Source organism: Thioalkalivibrio sp. ALE11 (assembly GCF_000381205.1).
Lineage (GTDB): Bacteria > Pseudomonadota > Gammaproteobacteria > Ectothiorhodospirales > Ectothiorhodospiraceae > Thioalkalivibrio.
On sequence record NZ_KB906165.1, the window covers coordinates 278,724 to 295,742 of the forward strand.

Sequence of the window (17,019 nt, forward strand, 5' to 3'; positions counted from 1 at the left end):
GGACGACACGGGTCGTTCAGGAACGCAGGGATAACGGCCGGGCCACGCAATGGTTGCCAGTGCACTGAACTGGGTTCGGGACGAGCTGGACGCGCTGTTCGGCGAGGTCCAGGAAGCCCTGCGCCAATACTCCGACGACCCGACCAGCGTGGATTCGCTGGACCGGGCCTACGAACGAGTGCGCCAGATTCGCGGCACGCTCGTGATGGTGCAGGTCGAAAGCGTCGTGAAGGTGTGCGACGAGATGCTCGCGGTGCTGGAGCATCTGCGCAGCGGCGAGTCCGCATCGGCCGCGACCACCGAGGCACTGTTGCGCGCCGCGCTGCAGCTCCCCGACTATCTCGAACACGGCGATGCCGCCGATCTGCCGTCTCCGATGGTGCTGCTCCCGCTGCTCAACGAACTCCGCAGCGTCCGCGGAGCGAGCATGCTCATGGACGTCGCCGAACTGATGCCCGACTTCGACGACGTCGATGATTCGCGCATGGGCGAGCCGGAAGAGGGACTGTCGCCGGCCGAGCGCCTGCGGACCCTGCAGCAGGCCCGGCGCAGTTTTCAGCGGGATCTGCTGGGGCTGGTGAAGGGCGTGGACGCCGCGGCGGCCGCGGAGCGGCTGCACGAGGTCTCGCGCGAGGTGGTGCGGGCGGTCCCGGCCGGTGATTTCCGGCGTCTTTTCTGGGTGGCCGGCGCCCTGCTCGAGGGTCTGGCGCGCGGCGGGGTCGAGCTCAACAACGACATCCGGCGTCTCGTGGGGCGTGTCGATCGCGAACTGGGCCGCTACCTCAATGCACTGTCCAATCAGCTGCGCGAGGGCGGCCAGGCCGACGACCTCGATTACGAAGCCCCCGTCGACATCATCAAGACCCTCCTGTTCCACGTGGCAAGGGCCGAGGCGAATACCGAACAGACGCGCGCGGTGCGCGAGGTCTTTCACCTCGATGACCTGAATGCCCGGGACGAGAGCGCATCCAGCGGTCTGGGGCGCGAAGTCTTCGACAAGCTGCGGGCGGCTCTGGAGGATGATCTTGGAGAGGTCCGCGAACGCCTGGACGTGCTGATTCGTTCCGCGACCCGCGAGGCGGGCGATCTCGAACCGTTGCGCGAACAGGTTCGCCGGATCGGCGCCACCATGCGCATGCTCGGGCTGGAACAGGGGGAACACCACACCCGGGCCCTGGACGAATGTCTGGAACCCACGCGTCTGGCGCACCACGACGAACGTCTGGAGATGGAGCTGGCCCAGCATCTGCTCGCGCTGGAGTCCATCGTTGAATCCGGCCTGGAAGGCGAACGCGAGACCGCGAGTGGTGAGGCGGCCTACGACCGGAAGCTGGCGGAGGCGCTGTACCGCGAATCGCTGGTGGAGGTTCGTCGGGTCCGGGAAAACCTCATGGGCTTTCTGTCGGGCGATGCCCATGCCAGCAGCCTCGACGAGGCGCGTGACGCCCTGCATCGCACGCGGGGCGCGCTTTCCATGGGGGGCTTCCGCAGCCTGCATTCCCTGATCGATCCCCTGCTGCGTTTCCTCGATGACCGCGAGGGGATGACCGCGGCGGATCTGGCACCCGATGCAGTGGATGCACTGGCGGAGGTGCTCAGCTCGATCGAGGTTGCGCTGGAATCCTCCGGGCAGCCCTGGCGCGAACTCGACAGTGTGCATGAACGCGGTCGCAGTGCCCTGCTGCGCCTGGGGGCATCCGAGGACGCTGCGCCGGCTCCGGAATCCCCAATGGAGGAACCGGCCGAGCTCGAACGGCCGGAGTCGGCTGACGGAGAGCCGGTTCCGATCCCGGATCTCGATGTTCCGGAGGCGTCGGACAGCGCGGCGGAGCCGGCCGAACGGGATGCCGTACCGGATCTCGAACTTTCGGAAGAGGACATCACGCCGGCTTCGTCGTCGGCAGCGGATGCCGAAGCCTCGTCCGGTCCCGAGCTGGCTGAAGAGGGGGCGCGCGAGGAACCTGCCGGTGAGCCTGAGCCTGAGCCTGAGCCTGAGCCTGAACCTGAGCCTGAACCTGAGCCCGAGCCCGCTCTCGAGATCCCTGCCGCGCAGGACGAAGCGCCGGTCGGTGCCTCGCTCGCGGAACGTCCCGGTGGTCTGACGTTCGACGAGGCGGTCCTCCAGGAGCAGGTCCTCGGGCCGGACGCAGATGCGGAGATCCTCGATATCTTCCTGGAGGAGGCCGAGGAAGAAATCCAGAGCCTGGACGAGCAGTACCCGATCTGGCGTTCGGCACCGGGCGACATGGATACGCTTTCCATCGTGCGTCGTTCCTTCCACACGCTGAAGGGCTCCGGCCGCCTCGCGGGAGCGTTGCGGCTCGGCGAGTTCGCCTGGGTGGTGGAATCCTTCCTCAACCGGCTGCTCGAAGGCACCGATCAGGCGGATGGAGACACGCTCTCCGCCGTGGGCGATGCGGTGTCGGTGCTTCCGGGGCTGGTGGCGGAGGTACGTGACCAGAAGGGACCGGAAACGCCGATTCTCGACATCGTCCTGCGTCTGGATGCCCTGGCCGCCGGCGAGTCCGCCGAGGCAATCACGGACGCAGAGCCGGCCCCGGCGGCTCCTGCGGCCGGCGCCGAGGACGATCTCGCGGCCCTGGCGCGCAGCATGGATGCCCTGGATGCTCCCGCCGAGCCCGAGCCCGAGCCCGAGCCCGAGCCCGAGCCCGAGCCCGAGCCCGAGCCCGAGCCCGAGCCCGAGCCCGAGCCCGAGCCCGAGCTTGACTCGGTGATCGAGCTCGAGTCTCCCGTCCCGGAGGGCGAAGCCGCGCCGGCGCCAAGCTTTGCCGAGGACTGGCCGGCGACGGACCGGGAAGAAGGTCATGTGCTCGACGCCCTGCCGGTCGAGGACGAAACACCGGCGGAGGAGCCGGTGATCGACCCGCAGTTGTGGGAGGTCTTCTCGGCCGAGGCCCGCAGCCATCTGGACACGGTTCGGTCGTGGCTCGAGGAAGCCGAAGCCGGCCCGCCGCGTCCGCCGAGTTACGGGCTGGAGCGTGCCCTGCATACCCTGCACGGCAGCGCGCGAACCGCGGGCGTCTCGACCGCGCATTCGGTCTGTCGTCCGTTCGAAAACCTGGTACATCTTCACCGCGAGATGGAGGAGCCGCTGGGCCCGCAGGCCATCGAGTTGCTGCGTCGAGTGGCCGACCACCTCGGTGCGGTGGTCGAATCGCCGGTGCCACCTCCGGTGGCCCGGCTGGAGACGCCACCGGAATGGGTTAACGAGGTCGAGGACCTGTTCGCAGACGCCCAGGATCGCTGGAACCGAACCTCCGGGGGGCTGGAAGCCGAGGCGCTCGCCGAGGTTACGGGCGACCTCAAACCGGAGACCGAGCTCGAACCGGAGCCGGAGCCAGAGCCGGAGCCAGAGCCGGAGCCAGAGCCGGAGCCAGAGCCGGAGCCGGAGCCGGAGCCAGAGCCGGAGCCAGAGCCGGAGCCGGAGCCCGTCGATGCGGCCTCCCACCCGGCGGAAGACGAGATTGATCCGGAGTTCGGCGAGGTCTTCATCGAGGAGGCCCATGACATTCTCGAGCAGGCGTTCCATACCCTGGCGGCCTGGCGCGAGGCCGGCGGCCGCCCCGGTCCTGACCAGGAAGCCTTCCAGCGCGAGGTGCACACCCTGAAGGGAAGCGCCCGGATGGCGGGCTTCACGGTGGTGGGCGCGATTGCCCACGCTCTGGAAACCACCCTGGGGATCGAGACCGAAGCGGGCCAGGACCCCCGTCCGTCGTTTTTCGACGCGGCGGAGAAGGCCCTGGTGGAAGTTCAGGGTCTGGTCGAACGCGGCGTCGGGCCATGGCAGACGGACGAGAGCCAAAGCCGGGAGCTGTCGGGGCTGAGGCACTGGAGCGTCGAGGAGGGAGCGGAGGAGCCGGAGGAGGCTGACGAAGCCACCGGCGAACGCGACGCCGACGAGGTGACGGCGGATGACACCGCCGCCCCGGCGAATGAGGCGGAGCCCGCCAGCCGCAAGCTGCAGGACCAGGTGCGGATGGACGCGGAGGTCCTCGACAGCCTGGTGAACAATGCCGGCGAACTGGCGACGTTCCATCGGCGTTTCGAGCAAACGGTCGGACGGGTCGAGAATCAGATCGAGGAACTGGACCGGACCATCACGCGGGTGCGCGAACAGCTGCGCAAGCTCGAGATCGAAACCGAAGCGCAGGTGCTGTTCCGGGTGGAGCAGGAAACCGGCGAGGAGCAGGTGGATTTCGATCCGCTGGAGATGGACCGCTACTCCGGGATCCAGCAGCTCTCGCGCGCGCTGGCGGAGAGTGTGAGTGACCTCGACAGCCTCAAGCAGGAGGTGGATGACGAGCTCCGGACCGCCGGCGGCGTGCTGTTGCAGGAAAAACGCGTGGGTACCGAGCTGCAGGACCAGCTGATGCGACAGCGCATGGTCCGGTTCGCTCGCATGGCGCCACGCCTGCGGCGTGTGGTGCGCGCGGCAGCCGACGACATGCAGCGCGAGGTCCGGGTGGATTTCGTGGGCCAGGATTCCGAGCTCGACCGTGCCCTGCTGGAACGGCTGGTGGCGCCGCTGGAACACCTGTTGCGCAATGCCGTCGCGCACGGCATCGAGACGCCCGACGAGCGGGAAGAGCGGGGCAAGCCGCGGGAAGGTCACATCACGGTGACCCTGGAGCAGGCCGGCAGCGAGATTCGCATGGAAGTCGCCGACGATGGCGGCGGAATCGATGCGGAAGTGGTACGGGCGAAGGCCATCGACCGCGGAGTCATCACGCCGGACGCCGAACTGAGCGACAATCAGGCACTGCAGCTGATCCTGCAGTCCGGGTTCTCGACCGCCGCATCGGTGAACCATGTGGCCGGGCGTGGTGTGGGCATGGATGTGGTCAATGCCGAGGTCAAACAGCTCGGTGGAACGCTGGACATCGATTCCATCCCGGGTTCCGGGTCGCGCTTCACCCTGCGGCTCCCGTTTACGCTGGCAATCAGCCATTCGTTGCTGGTGCAGGTCGGAGAGGAAACCTTTGCCGTACCGATGGCCTCGGTCGAGGGCGTCGTACGGGCGCGGCGCGAGGAGATCGACGAAGCGGGGCGGGCGCCGACCTACAGCTATGTGGGACAGGAATACGCCCTGCATTCCCTGGGCGAGATCCTCGGTATCGAGACCCAGGCCGGGGTCCACCCGCTCCCGGACGAGCCGTTCCCGTTGCTGCTGGTCCGTGCGGACGAGCAGAAGGTCGCGCTGCGTGTGGATGGTCTGGCGGGCAGTCAGGAGGTGGTGGTCAAGTCGGTCGGGCCGGTCCTCAGCCGGATTCCGGGCGTGGCCGGGGCCACGCTGCAGGGCGACGGGTCGGTGATGTTGATCCTGGATTTGAGCATGCTGATGCGCTTCGCAACCGTGGCACCCGGTGCCGAGGCCGAGGCCGTCGAGCCCGAAAGCAGCACGACGCGCATCATGGTGGTCGATGACTCGATCACCATCCGCAAGGTGACGGCCCGTCTGCTGACCCGCCGCGGCTTCGAGGTGGTGACCGCGCGCGATGGTCTGGACGCGGTGACCCTGCTGGACGAGCGCCGGCCGCACCTGATCCTGCTGGACGTGGAGATGCCGCGGATGGACGGTTTCGAGTTCGCCGCTCATGTGCGCGAACATCCCGAGTTCCGCGACGTACCGATCATCATGATCACCTCGCGCAGTGGCTCGAAGCACCGCGAGCGGGCCATGCGTCTGGGCGTGAACGGCTATCTCGGGAAGCCTTACCTCGAAAACGACCTGCTCAACGAGATCGAGCATCAGCTGGAAGGGGCCCCGGCATGACCCGGGTCACCGGTCGCGGAGGAGTACGATGAGCGAAAGCGAAGATCGCGTCGAGGCGGTGATCGTCCAGCTGGAAGCAGGCTCGATCCTGCTGCCGCGCAGTGCGCTCCTGGAGGTCACCACGCGACCCGGTTCCAGCCTTCAGGAGGACGAACTGTCGGCCGAACTGCCGTGGCTGGCGGCCCCCCTGACCTGGAACGAGCTGCAGATCCCGGTGATCAACGTCAATCACCTGCTGGACCCGGCGCGTGACACCGGGGAGGACCATCGCAGATTCACGCGACTGCTGGTCCTGCAGGGTGCCGATGAACCGGACACCCTGCCGTATTATGCCCTGGAGGTGCGGGGGACACCGCACCCGGTGCGCATCACGCCGCAGAACATCTTCGCCCTGGAAGGGGTGGAGACCACGCCGTGGTCATGGCGGGTAAAGGCATCGGGTGTGACCACGCACCTGTTGCGGCTGGATACGATCGAAGCCCGTCTGCGGGAGTTGCCACAGGGTGGCGCGCGAGAGCGGGCGGCCGGTTCAGCGACCCCAGCGGATACGCCTGCGGGCTGAACGGCCGCGTCAGCCGCCCGCGTCCGGCGGCTCGAGATCGCCGAAGCGCCACTGAACCAGAGTCAGCATCGCCATGGCCGCGGTTTCGGTGCGCAGGGTGCGTGGCCCGGTGCGGACCGGAAGGAAACCACTGTCCCGCGCGAGGGTGCGCTCCGCATCCGTCAGCCCCCCTTCCGGGCCCACCAGGAGGCTGGCGCTGTCGGGCCCGGAGGCCTCGTTTGACGCAACGGCCCGGGAGAGCGGCACACCGGCCTCGTCGGCCAGCAGGGCCAGGTCGCCACCCTCGGGTTCGGGGGGGGCGCCGGGCCGTATCTCGTCGGGCTCGCCGACCGCTTCCAGCACCGGCAACTCGTTGCGGCCGCACTGCTCCGCGGCCGCCGCAATGACCCCCCGCCAGTGACTCTGGCGCCGGTCCAGGCCCTTGTGCCCGCCGGCCGAACGACTGCGTTCGCACAAGACGGGCCGGATCCGTGACACGCCCAGTTCCACTGCCTTCTGCAGGGCGAGGTCCATGTGATCGCCGCGGGCGATGCCCTGCCAAAGGGTGATCGGAAAGCGCGGGGTGGTAGGTTCGGCGGCGCGCTCTGCCAGATGAAAAACGCCCGCCCGGCGACCGGTGGTCTCCAGGCGGGCGTCGAATTCATTGCCGCGACCGTCGAATACCCGGCACGCGGCGCCGTCTTTCAGCCGGAGAACCCGGGTGGCGTAATGCAGCCGATCCTCCGGTGCCGGCAGACGCAGCCCCGCCGCGAGATCGGCATTCTCGATCAGCAGACGGGGGCAGCGCATGGTCAGCGACGGTTGTCGAGGTCCAGGTCCTTCCAGATCTGCTCCGTGGGACCGGCCTGGTTCATGGAGTAGAAATGGATGCCCGGGGCGCCTTTCTCCAGCAGCTCGTCGGTCAGACGGGTGGCCACCTCGATACCGAATTTGCGGATGGAGTCCTTGTCGTCCCCGTAGGCCTCCATGCGCTTGCGGATGTAGCGCGGGATTTCCGCACCGCACATCTCGGAGAAGCGCATGATCTGGGTGTAGTTGGTGATCGGCATGATTCCCGGGATGATCGGGATCGTGATGCCCATCGCCTCGACCCGCTCCATGAACGCGACATAGGCGTCGACGTTGTAGAAGTACTGGGTGATCGCGGTATTGGCGCCGGCGTCCACCTTGGTCTTGAAGTTTTCCAGATCCTTCTCGGCGCTGGGGGCCTGCGGATGGAATTCCGGATAGGCTGCCACTTCCAGCTTGAACTGGTCGCCGAACTCGGCGCGTACGAATTCGACCAGTTCCGACGCATAGCGGAAATCACCGCCGGAATGCTTGGTGCCGGACGGCAGGTCGCCACGCAGCGCCACGATGCGGTCCACGCCAATGTCCCGGTAGGTGCTCAGCAGGTCGCGCAGTTCGTCCTTCGTGGACGAAATGCAGGAGACGTGCGGGGCCGCCGGGATACCGTCGTTCCGGATGATGTCCTTGACCGTCTCGAGGGTACGGTCACGGGTCGAACCGCCGGCACCGAAGGTCACGGAGTAGAACTCCGGCTTCAGGGCGCCCAGACGCTTGCGGGCCTTGGCCAGGCGTTCGGCGCCGGCTTCGTCCTTGGGCGGGAAGAATTCAACGCTGAAGACGCGTTCCTGATTGCTCATTGCTTGTCCTCCAGACAAAAAGAAGGCGGACCGCACGAGTATGCGGCCCGCCCGGGCTGTCACACAGTCAGTTGACTAATGTGAGGCTGGCCGATCAGTAGCGGTAGTGTTCCGGCTTGAACGGGCCATCCACCGACAGACCCAGGTACTGCGCCTGGTCGTCGGTCAGGCGCGTCAGGTTCGCGCCCAGCTTCTTCAGGTGCAGGTTCGCGACCTTTTCGTCCAGGTGCTTCGGCAGGATGTAGACGTTCTTGTCGTACTCCGAGCCCTTGTTCCAGAGCTCGATCTGCGCCAGCGTCTGGTTGGTGAACGAGTTGGACATCACGAAGGACGGGTGGCCCGTGCCGCAGCCCAGGTTCACCAGACGGCCTTCGGCCAGCATCAGGATGCGGTTGCCGTTCGGCAGGATGATGTGGTCAACCTGCGGCTTAATGTTGTCCCACTCGTACTTGCGCATCGAGGCAACGTCGATCTCGGAGTCGAAGTGGCCGATGTTGCAGACGATGGCCTGGTCCTTCATCCGGGTCATGTGATCTTCGGTGATCACGTCCTTGTTGCCCGTGGCGGTGATGAAGATGTCGGCCTTGTCGGCGGCTTCGTCCATGGTCACGACGCGGAAGCCTTCCATCGCGGCCTGCAGGGCGCAGATCGGGTCGATCTCGGTGATCCACACGGTGGAGCCGAGGCCACGCAGCGACTGGGCGGCACCCTTGCCGACGTCACCGTAGCCGGCGACCACGGAGATCTTGCCCGCGATCATCACGTCGGTGGCGCGCTTGATGGAGTCCACGGTGGACTCGCGGCAGCCGTACAGGTTGTCGAACTTGGACTTGGTGACCGAGTCGTTGACGTTGATGGCGGGGAAGGCCAGCTCGCCGTTCTTCGCCATCTGGTACAGACGATGCACGCCGGTGGTGGTCTCTTCGGTCACGCCGTGGATCTTGGACAGCATGTCCGAGTACCAGGTCGGCTGTTCGGCCAGGCGTTCCTTGATCTTGGCGAACAGGGCCACTTCTTCTTCGTGCTCGGGGTTCTCCAGCACGGACGGATCCTTCTCGGCACGGGCGCCCAGGTGCAGCAGCAGGGTCGCGTCGCCACCGTCGTCCAGGATCATGTTGGCACCGCCGTCGAATTCGAAGATGCGGTGGCAGTAGTCCCAGTACTCTTCCAGGGTCTCACCCTTCACGGCGAAGACCGGCGTGCCGTTGTCGGCGATGGCCGCGGCAGCGTGGTCCTGCGTGGAGTAGATGTTGCAGGAGGCCCAGCGGACCTCGGCACCCAGCGCTTCCAGGGTCTGGATCAGCACGGCGGTCTGGATGGTCATGTGCAGGGAGCCGGCGATCTTGGCGCCCTTCAGCGGCTGGGAGGCCGCGTACTCTTCGCGAGTCTGGATCAGACCGGGCATTTCGGTCTCGGCGATCGCGATTTCCTTGCGGCCGAACTCGGCCTGGTTGATGTCCTTGACGACGTAGTCGCCGGTTTTCTTGGCATCCATCACAGCATTCATGGTGTTACTTCTCCGTTGGTCTGGATGAGCGCCGTGTTACTTCAGGGGAACATCCGGCTGAGCCTGACGGTGGAACCGCTGCAGCGCTCCTCAGCCGGATGGGTGTTTCGCTTACGAAATATGGACTCTTAGAGTCCGGCGGCCTTCTTGAGTTCCTCGGCCTTGTCGGTGCGCTCCCAGGGGAGGTCGACGTCTTCGCGGCCGAAGTGGCCGTAGGCGGCGGTCGCCTTGTACATCGGACGCAGCAGATCCATCATCTGGATCAGGCCCCACGGGCGCAGATCGAAGATGTCACGGACCAGCGTCTCGATGCGACGGTCGTCGATCTTGCCGGTGCCAAAGGTGTCGATGGTGATCGAGGTCGGGTCGGCCACGCCGATGGCGTAGGAGACCTGGATCTCGCACTTGTCGGCCAGGCCGGCGGCGACGACGTTCTTGGCCACATAGCGGCCGGCGTAGGCGGCGGAACGGTCCACCTTGGACGGGTCCTTGCCGGAGAACGCACCGCCACCGTGGCGCGCCATGCCGCCGTAGGTGTCGACGATGATCTTGCGACCGGTCAGGCCGGCGTCGCCCACCGGGCCGCCGATCTCGAACTTGCCGGTCGGGTTGATGTGGATCTGGTCATTGGAGACCTGGTTCAGCCATTCGGCCGGCAGGACCTTCTTGAAGACCTCTTCATAGATGGCTTCCTGCAGGTCCTTCTGGGAAATCTCCGGGCTGTGCTGGGTGGACAGCACGACCGCGTCCAGACCGGCCGGCTTGCCGTCTTCATAGCGCAGGGAGACCTGGCTCTTGGCGTCCGGGCGCAGCCACGGCAGCTTGCCGCTCTTCATCAGCTCGGACTGGATGCGCACCATCTTGTGGGCGTAGAAGATCGGGGCGGGCATCAGGGTATCGGTTTCGCGCGCGGCGTAGCCGAACATCAGGCCCTGGTCACCGGCGCCCTGGGTGGCGCGGTCGGAGACGTCGCGGTCCACGCCCATGGCGATGTCCTGGGACTGCTCGCCCAGCACGTTCAGCACGGCGCAGGTGTTGCCGTCGAAGCCCTTGTGGGAATCGTCGTAGCCGATCTCGCAGACGGTCTCGCGCACCAGGCGCTCGTAATCGATCTGCGCGCCGGTGGTGATCTCGCCCAGCAGCATGACCATGCCGGTCTTGGTGGCGGTTTCACACGCGATGCGGGCGTGCGGGTCCTGCTCGATGATGGCGTCGACGATGGTGTCGGAGACCAGGTCGGCCATCTTGTCGGGGTGACCCGCAGAGACCGATTCCGAGGTGAAGATATAGTTGGACATTAAGCGTTCCTTTTCTGTCGTTTCGATTTAGTTTTGCGCAAAACGACCGCTAGTGTAACGCGACTCGCCGGGAATTTCTAAGCCCCCCTGTCGGCGGAACCCACGAGCCCCGGCTGCGGGGGTGTCGGCGATCCGCGCCGGCGCGCCCGCTGCGGCGCGTCGGGACGCGACTTGCCCCGCTGGTTGAAAGTGGCCAAAATGCTCCGCCGTCACTGGGGTTGTGCGGCCTTGCCCGCCCGTTGTCCGGTCCGCCCGGCGCGCCTTGATGCTGCAGCGCCGGAGCCGCGAGACCGGTTCCCGCCCCGGCCAGAATCTTTCATCACTTGAGCAGGAGACCCGCATGCCCACCCGTAGAGAGCTTGCCAATGCCATCCGCGCCCTTTCGATGGACGCGGTCCAGAAGGCCAATTCCGGTCACCCGGGGGCCCCGATGGGGATGGCGGACATCGCCGAGGTGCTGTGGAACGACTACATGCAGCACAACCCGGCGAACCCGGACTGGGCCGACCGCGACCGTTTCGTGATGTCCAACGGCCACGGTTCGATGCTGGTGTACTCGCTGCTGCACCTCACCGGCTACGACCTGCCGATGGACGAGATCAAGCAGTTCCGCCAGCTCCACTCGCAGACCCCGGGGCATCCCGAATACGGCTATACCGCAGGCGTCGAGACCACCACCGGCCCGCTGGGTCAGGGCGTGTCCAACGCCGTGGGCATGGCGCTGGCCGAGAAGGTCATGGCCTCCCACTTCAACCGTCCGGGCCACGAGATCGTCGATCACAACACCTATGTGTTCCTCGGTGACGGCTGCCTGATGGAAGGCGTCTCGCACGAGGCCTGCGCGCTGGCCGGAACCCTGGGCCTGGGCAAGCTGGTCGCGTTCTGGGATGACAACGGCATCTCCATCGACGGCGAGGTCGAAGGCTGGTTCACCGACGACACCCCGTCCCGCTTCGAGGCCTATGGCTGGCACGTGGTGCGCGACGTGGACGGCCATGACGCCGATGCGGTCAAGGCCGCGATCGAGCAGGCCCGCAAGGAAACCGGCAAGCCGACCCTGGTCTGCTGCCGCACCGTGATCGGCTTTGGTTCCCCGAACAAGTCCGGCAAGGAAGAGTGCCACGGCGCTGCCCTGGGCGATGACGAAGTCGCGCTGACCCGCAAGGAGCTGGGCTGGAACCACGCCCCGTTCGAGATCCCGAACGACATCTACGCCGGCTGGGATGCGAAGGACAAGGGCGCGAAGGCCGAGGCCGAATGGAAGGAACGCTTCGAGGCGTATCGCAAGGCGCACCCCGAACTGGCCGCCGAATTCGAACGCCGCATGGCCGGCGACCTGCCCTCCGACTGGACCGAGAAGGCCACGGCTTTCATCAAGGAAACCGTCGAGAAGGCCGAGAAGACCGCCACGCGCAAGGCGTCGCAGGCGACCATCGGTGGCTATGCCCCGGCGCTGCCGGAACTGCTGGGCGGCTCCGCCGACCTCGCGGGCTCCAACCTGACCATGTACAGCGGCTCGAAGCCCGTTTCGAAGGAAGACGCCGCCGGCAACTACGTGTACTACGGCGTGCGCGAGTTCGGCATGGCCGCGATCATGAACGGCATTGCGCTGCACGGCGGGTTCATCCCGTACGGCGGCACCTTCCTGATCTTCTCGGACTATGCGCGTAACGGCATCCGCATGTCCGCGCTGATGAAGCAGCGCGTGATGTACGTGCTGACGCACGATTCCATCGGCCTTGGCGAGGACGGCCCGACCCACCAGCCGATCGAACAGACCCCGAGCCTGCGCCTGATCCCCAACCTGAACGTGTGGCGCCCCTGTGACGCGGTCGAGACCGCGGTGGCCTGGAAGGCCGGTGTCGAGCGCACCGACGGGCCGTCCGCGTTCATCCTGTCGCGCCAGGGCATGCCGCACATGGAGCGCGACGGCGAGCAGCTCGCCAACATCGCGCGCGGTGGCTACGTGCTGAAGGACTGCGACGGCACCCCGGATCTGATCTTCATTGCGACCGGTTCCGAGGTCGAGCTGGCGGTGCAGGCGGCCGAGACGCTGGCCGGCGAGGGCAAGAAGGCGCGCGTCGTGTCCATGCCCTGCGTGGAACTGTTCGAACAGCAGGATCCGGCCTACCGCGAATCCGTGCTGCCGTCCGCCGTGCGCAAGCGCGTGGCCGTGGAAGCCGGCGCCACCGCGGGCTGGTACAAGTTCACCGGCATGGACGGCGCGGTGTTCGGCATGGACTGCTTCGGCGAATCCGCCCCGGGCGGTGCGCTGTTCGATTACTTCGGCTTCAAGCCGGAGAATGTCGCGCAGATCGCCCGCGACGTGCTGAACGGCTGAGCCCCGACGATTTTCAATAAGAGCTGAAAGAGGAGACTCCCATGGCTATCAAGGTTGGTATCAACGGTTTCGGCCGCATCGGCCGCATGGCCTTCCGCGCCATCGCCCAGGACTTCCCCAACCTGCAGGTGGTCGGCATCAATGACCTGCTGGATCCGGAATACCTGGCCTACATGCTGCGCTACGATTCGGTCCACGGCCGCTTCGAAGGCGACATCAGCGTCGAGGGCAATGACCTGGTCGTGAACGGCAACCGCATCCGCCTGACCGCGGAGAAGGATCCCGCCGCCCTGAAGTGGGGCGACATCGGCGCCGACGTGGTGATCGAGTCCACCGGCCTGTTCCTGACCGGCGAGACCGCGCAGAAGCATCTGGACGCCGGCGCCAAGAAGGTCGTGATGTCCGCCCCGTCCAAGGACGACACCCCGATGTTCGTCTACGGCGTGAACCACGGCGACTACAGCGGCCAGAACATGGTTTCCGCCGCTTCCTGCACCACCAACGCCCTGGCGCCGGTGGCCAAGGTCCTGCACGACAACTGGGGCATCAAGCGCGGCCTGATGACCACCGTGCACGCCGCCACCGCCACGCAGAAGACCGTGGACGGCCCGTCCATGAAGGACTGGCGCGGCGGCCGCGGCATCCTGGAGAACATCATCCCGTCCTCCACCGGTGCCGCCAAGGCCGTGGGCAAGGTGCTGACCGAGCTGAACGGCAAGCTGACCGGCATGGCCTTCCGTGTGCCCACCTCCGACGTGTCGGTGGTCGACCTGACCGCCGAACTCAATGGCGAGGCCGACTACAAGGCCGTGTGCGAGGCCATGAAGAAGGCCTCCGAGGGCGAGCTGAAGGGCGTTCTGGGCTACACCGAGGACCTGGTGGTCTCCACCGACTTCCGCGGCTACACCGCCCCGTCGGTGTTCGATGCCGGCGCCGGCATCCAGCTGGACTCGACGTTCGTGAAGGTCGTGGCCTGGTACGACAACGAGTACGGCTACACCTGCAACATGCTCCGCATGGTGGAGCACGTCGCCCAATAAGACCTGCGGGGAGTCCGCCGGGGCGCGTGCCGCTCCCGGCGGCGTCCCGCCAGAGTCTTGGGCGCAGCTTCCCCGTAGGGGAGGCTGCACCGAAGGCTTTTTTCGTTCCAACCTTTTTCGCGAGGTATTCCATGTCCGTCACCAAGATGACCGATCTCGATCTGCAGGGTCGCCGCGTGCTCGTGCGCCAGGACCTGAACGTCCCCGTCAAGGACGGCAAGGTCACGTCCGATGCGCGTATCCGCGCGAGTCTCGAGACCGTGCAGAAGGCCCTGGAAGGCGGCGCCGGCGTGATGCTGATGTCGCATCTGGGTCGGCCCACCGAGGGCGAATTCTCCGAGGAGGATTCCCTGGCCCCGGTCGCCGAGCACATGGGGCAGCTGCTCGGCCGCGAAGTGCGTCTGGTGCGGGATTATCTCGACGGGGTGGAGATCCAGCCCGGCGAGGTGGTGATGCTCGAAAACGTCCGTTTCAACAAGGGCGAGAAGAAGGATGACGAGGCGCTGGCGAAGAAGTACGCCGCGCTGTGCGACGTCTACGTGATGGACGCCTTCGGTACTGCTCACCGCGCCCAGGCCTCCACCCACGGGGCCGGCAAGTTCGCGCCGCAGGCCTGCGCCGGTCCGCTGCTGGCCCGCGAACTGGAAGCCCTGAGCAAGGCGCTGGACAACCCGAAGCGCCCGCTGGTCGCGATCGTCGGCGGCTCCAAGGTCTCGACCAAGCTGACCGTGCTGGAGTCCCTGTCCAAGGTCGTGGACCAGCTGATCGTGGGGGGCGGCATCGCCAACACCTTCATCGCGGCCCAGGGTCATGATGTCGGCAACTCGCTGTACGAGGCCGACCTGGTCGACGAATCGAAGCGACTGATGGAAGCCGCGCGCGCCAAGGGCGGCGAGATCCCGGTGCCGACCGACGTCACCGTGGGCAAGGAGTTTTCCGACAGCACGGCGGCGGAGACCAAGTCGGTGGACGCGATCGGCGCCGACGACATGATCTTCGACGTGGGTCCGGAGACCGCCTCCACCTACGCGGAAGCCCTGCGCAATGCCGGCACCATCGTCTGGAACGGCCCGGTGGGCGTGTTCGAGTTCGACCAGTTTGCGGCCGGCACGAAGGCCCTGGGCGAGGCGATCGCGGAAAGCGATGCCTTCTCCATTGCCGGCGGTGGCGACACCCTGGCGGCGATCGACAAATACGATCTCTCCGAGCGCATCAGCTACATCTCCACCGGCGGCGGCGCCTTCCTCGAGTTCCTGGAAGGCAAGACGCTGCCGGCCGTGGCGATGCTCGAGGAGCGGGCGAAGGGCTGAACGGCCTTGAACGCCACGTCATCCAACATCGGAGAGCCTCGCGTGAGACGCACCAAGATCGTAGCCACCCTTGGCCCCGCGACCGACAGTGACGAAGCCATGGATGCCATCATCCAGGCCGGCGTCGATGTCGTGCGCGTCAACTTCTCGCACGGGGATCCGGATGACCACCGTGCCCGCGTGCAGCGACTGCGCGCGGCCGCCGAGCGTGCCCATCGCGTGGTCGGCGTCCTGGGCGATCTTCAGGGGCCCAAGATCCGCATCGAACGCTTCGCCAATGGCAAGGTGCACCTGGAAGAAGGCGCACCGTTCGCGCTGGACGCGGACCTGGGCCGTGACGACGGTGACGCCACCCAGGTCGGCCTGACCTACACCGACCTGCCGAAGGACGTACGCCCGGATGACATCCTGCTGCTGGATGACGGCCGCATCGTGCTCAAGGTGACCGCGGTCGCGGCGAGCCGGGTCGAAACCGAGGTCGTGGTCGGCGGCGAGCTGTCCAACAACAAGGGCATCAATCGCCAGGGGGGTGGCCTGTCCGCCCCGGCGATCACCGACAAGGATCGCGAGGACATCCGCCTGGCGGCTGAACTGGAGGTGGACTACCTGGCGGTGTCGTTTCCGCGCTCGGCGCAGGACATCCACCTGGCCCGCGGCCTCCTGAAGGAGGCCGGCTGGGAGGCCGGGATCTGCGCCAAGATCGAGCGTTCCGAGGCCCTGGACGTGATCGACGAGATCATCTCGGCGACCGAGGTGATCATGATCGCGCGCGGGGATCTCGGGGTGGAGATCGGCGACGCCGAACTGCCCGGGGTGCAGAAGACCCTGATCTCGCGGGCGCGCGCCCTCAACCGGCTGGTCATCACCGCGACCCAGATGATGGAGACCATGATTCAGAATCCGATCCCCACGCGGGCGGAGGTCTTCGACGTGGCCAACGCGGTGCTGGATGGCACCGACGCGGTGATGCTGTCCGGCGAGACCGCAACCGGACGCTATCCCGGACGGGTGGTCTCCAGCATGGACCGGATCTGCGAAGCCGCGGAGCGCCAGCGTGCCGCGCGGCAGTCGGACCACCGCATGGACTCGACCTTTGGTCGGGTGGACGAGGCGATCGCGATGGCCACCATGTACACGGCCAACCATCTGGACGTGCAGGCGATCGCGGCGCTCACGGAGTCCGGCGCCACCGCCCTGTGGATGTCGCGGATCAGTTCCGGGATCCCGATTTACGCGCTGACCCGGCGCATGGACACCAGTCGGCGCATGAGCCTGTACCGCGGTGTCTACCCGGTGTATGTTGACTCCCTGCCGGAGAGCCACGAGAGCCTGAACCGCGAAGCGGTCAACTTGCTCCAGGCCGAGGGGGTCGTGCAGGATGGCCAGCTGGTCATAATCACCAAGGGCGACCTGCAGGGTGCCCATGGCGGCACCAACGCAATGAAAATCGTCCGGGCCGGCGAAGTCGCCTGACGGCGACCGTCACCCGGACGTCCAGTTCCCAACCTGAAGTGCGAATCC

General features: G+C 66.6%; 10 protein-coding genes and 1 riboswitch. Of the genes, 6 read left to right on the forward strand and 4 right to left on the reverse strand.

The genetic code is table 11. The features are described from left to right. The first annotated feature begins 49 nt into the window (after nucleotides 1-49). Together F620_RS0103460 and F620_RS0103465 are read left to right on the forward strand one after the other, a co-directional pair. Nucleotides 50-5,794: an Hpt domain-containing protein gene (locus F620_RS0103460; RefSeq protein WP_019569465.1), complete on the forward strand. Its 5,745-nt coding sequence runs from the start codon at nucleotides 50-52 to the stop codon at nucleotides 5,792-5,794. A 28-nt stretch (nucleotides 5,795-5,822) separates the two neighbouring features. Beyond that, nucleotides 5,823-6,356 (forward strand): hypothetical protein, encoded by a 534-nt coding sequence (locus F620_RS0103465; protein ID WP_019569466.1) that lies wholly within the window; start codon nucleotides 5,823-5,825, stop codon nucleotides 6,354-6,356. Between the two features lie 9 nt (nucleotides 6,357-6,365). On the opposite strand, the gene F620_RS0103470 is transcribed toward F620_RS0103465, so the two are convergent. From F620_RS0103470 to metK, 4 genes are all read right to left on the reverse strand, one after another. After that, nucleotides 6,366-7,145: a 16S rRNA (uracil(1498)-N(3))-methyltransferase gene (locus tag F620_RS0103470; protein ID WP_019569467.1), complete on the reverse strand. Its 780-nt coding sequence runs from the start codon at nucleotides 7,143-7,145 to the stop codon at nucleotides 6,366-6,368. A gap of 2 nt (nucleotides 7,146-7,147) precedes the next feature. Further along, complete coding sequence (gene metF / locus F620_RS0103475) at nucleotides 7,148-8,002, reverse strand: methylenetetrahydrofolate reductase [NAD(P)H] (protein ID WP_019569468.1); 855 nt, start codon at nucleotides 8,000-8,002, stop codon at nucleotides 7,148-7,150. 94 nt (nucleotides 8,003-8,096) lie between these two features. Further along, nucleotides 8,097-9,509, reverse strand: coding sequence for an adenosylhomocysteinase (gene ahcY, locus F620_RS0103480; protein WP_019569469.1), 1,413 nt, complete (start codon nucleotides 9,507-9,509; stop codon nucleotides 8,097-8,099). 19 nt (nucleotides 9,510-9,528) lie between these two features. Next, a riboswitch (S-adenosyl-L-homocysteine riboswitch) is annotated at nucleotides 9,529-9,607 on the reverse strand. A gap of 30 nt (nucleotides 9,608-9,637) precedes the next feature. Then, on the reverse strand, nucleotides 9,638-10,807 hold the full coding sequence (gene metK / locus F620_RS0103485; RefSeq protein ID WP_019022690.1) for a methionine adenosyltransferase: 1,170 nt from the start codon (nucleotides 10,805-10,807) through the stop codon (nucleotides 9,638-9,640). Nucleotides 10,808-11,147: 340 nt separating this feature from the next. Between metK and tkt the strand changes: the two genes are divergently transcribed. The 4 genes from tkt to pyk all read left to right on the forward strand — a co-directional run bounded on the left by tkt (nucleotide 11,148) and on the right by pyk (nucleotide 16,971). Beyond that, the gene (gene tkt, locus F620_RS0103490) at nucleotides 11,148-13,148 is read left to right on the forward strand and encodes a transketolase (protein ID WP_018869697.1); all 2,001 of its coding nucleotides are present in this window, start codon (nucleotides 11,148-11,150) and stop codon (nucleotides 13,146-13,148) included. A 41-nt stretch (nucleotides 13,149-13,189) separates the two neighbouring features. After that, nucleotides 13,190-14,188 (forward strand): type I glyceraldehyde-3-phosphate dehydrogenase, encoded by a 999-nt coding sequence (gene gap, locus F620_RS0103495; protein WP_019022692.1) that lies wholly within the window; start codon nucleotides 13,190-13,192, stop codon nucleotides 14,186-14,188. A gap of 131 nt (nucleotides 14,189-14,319) precedes the next feature. Continuing rightward, entirely contained in the window at nucleotides 14,320-15,498 is a 1,179-nt protein-coding gene (locus F620_RS0103500) for a phosphoglycerate kinase (protein WP_019569470.1), read from the forward strand. Between the two features lie 42 nt (nucleotides 15,499-15,540). Further along, entirely contained in the window at nucleotides 15,541-16,971 is a 1,431-nt protein-coding gene (pyk, locus tag F620_RS0103505) for a pyruvate kinase (protein ID WP_019569471.1), read from the forward strand. Nucleotides 16,972-17,019 lie beyond the last annotated feature (48 nt).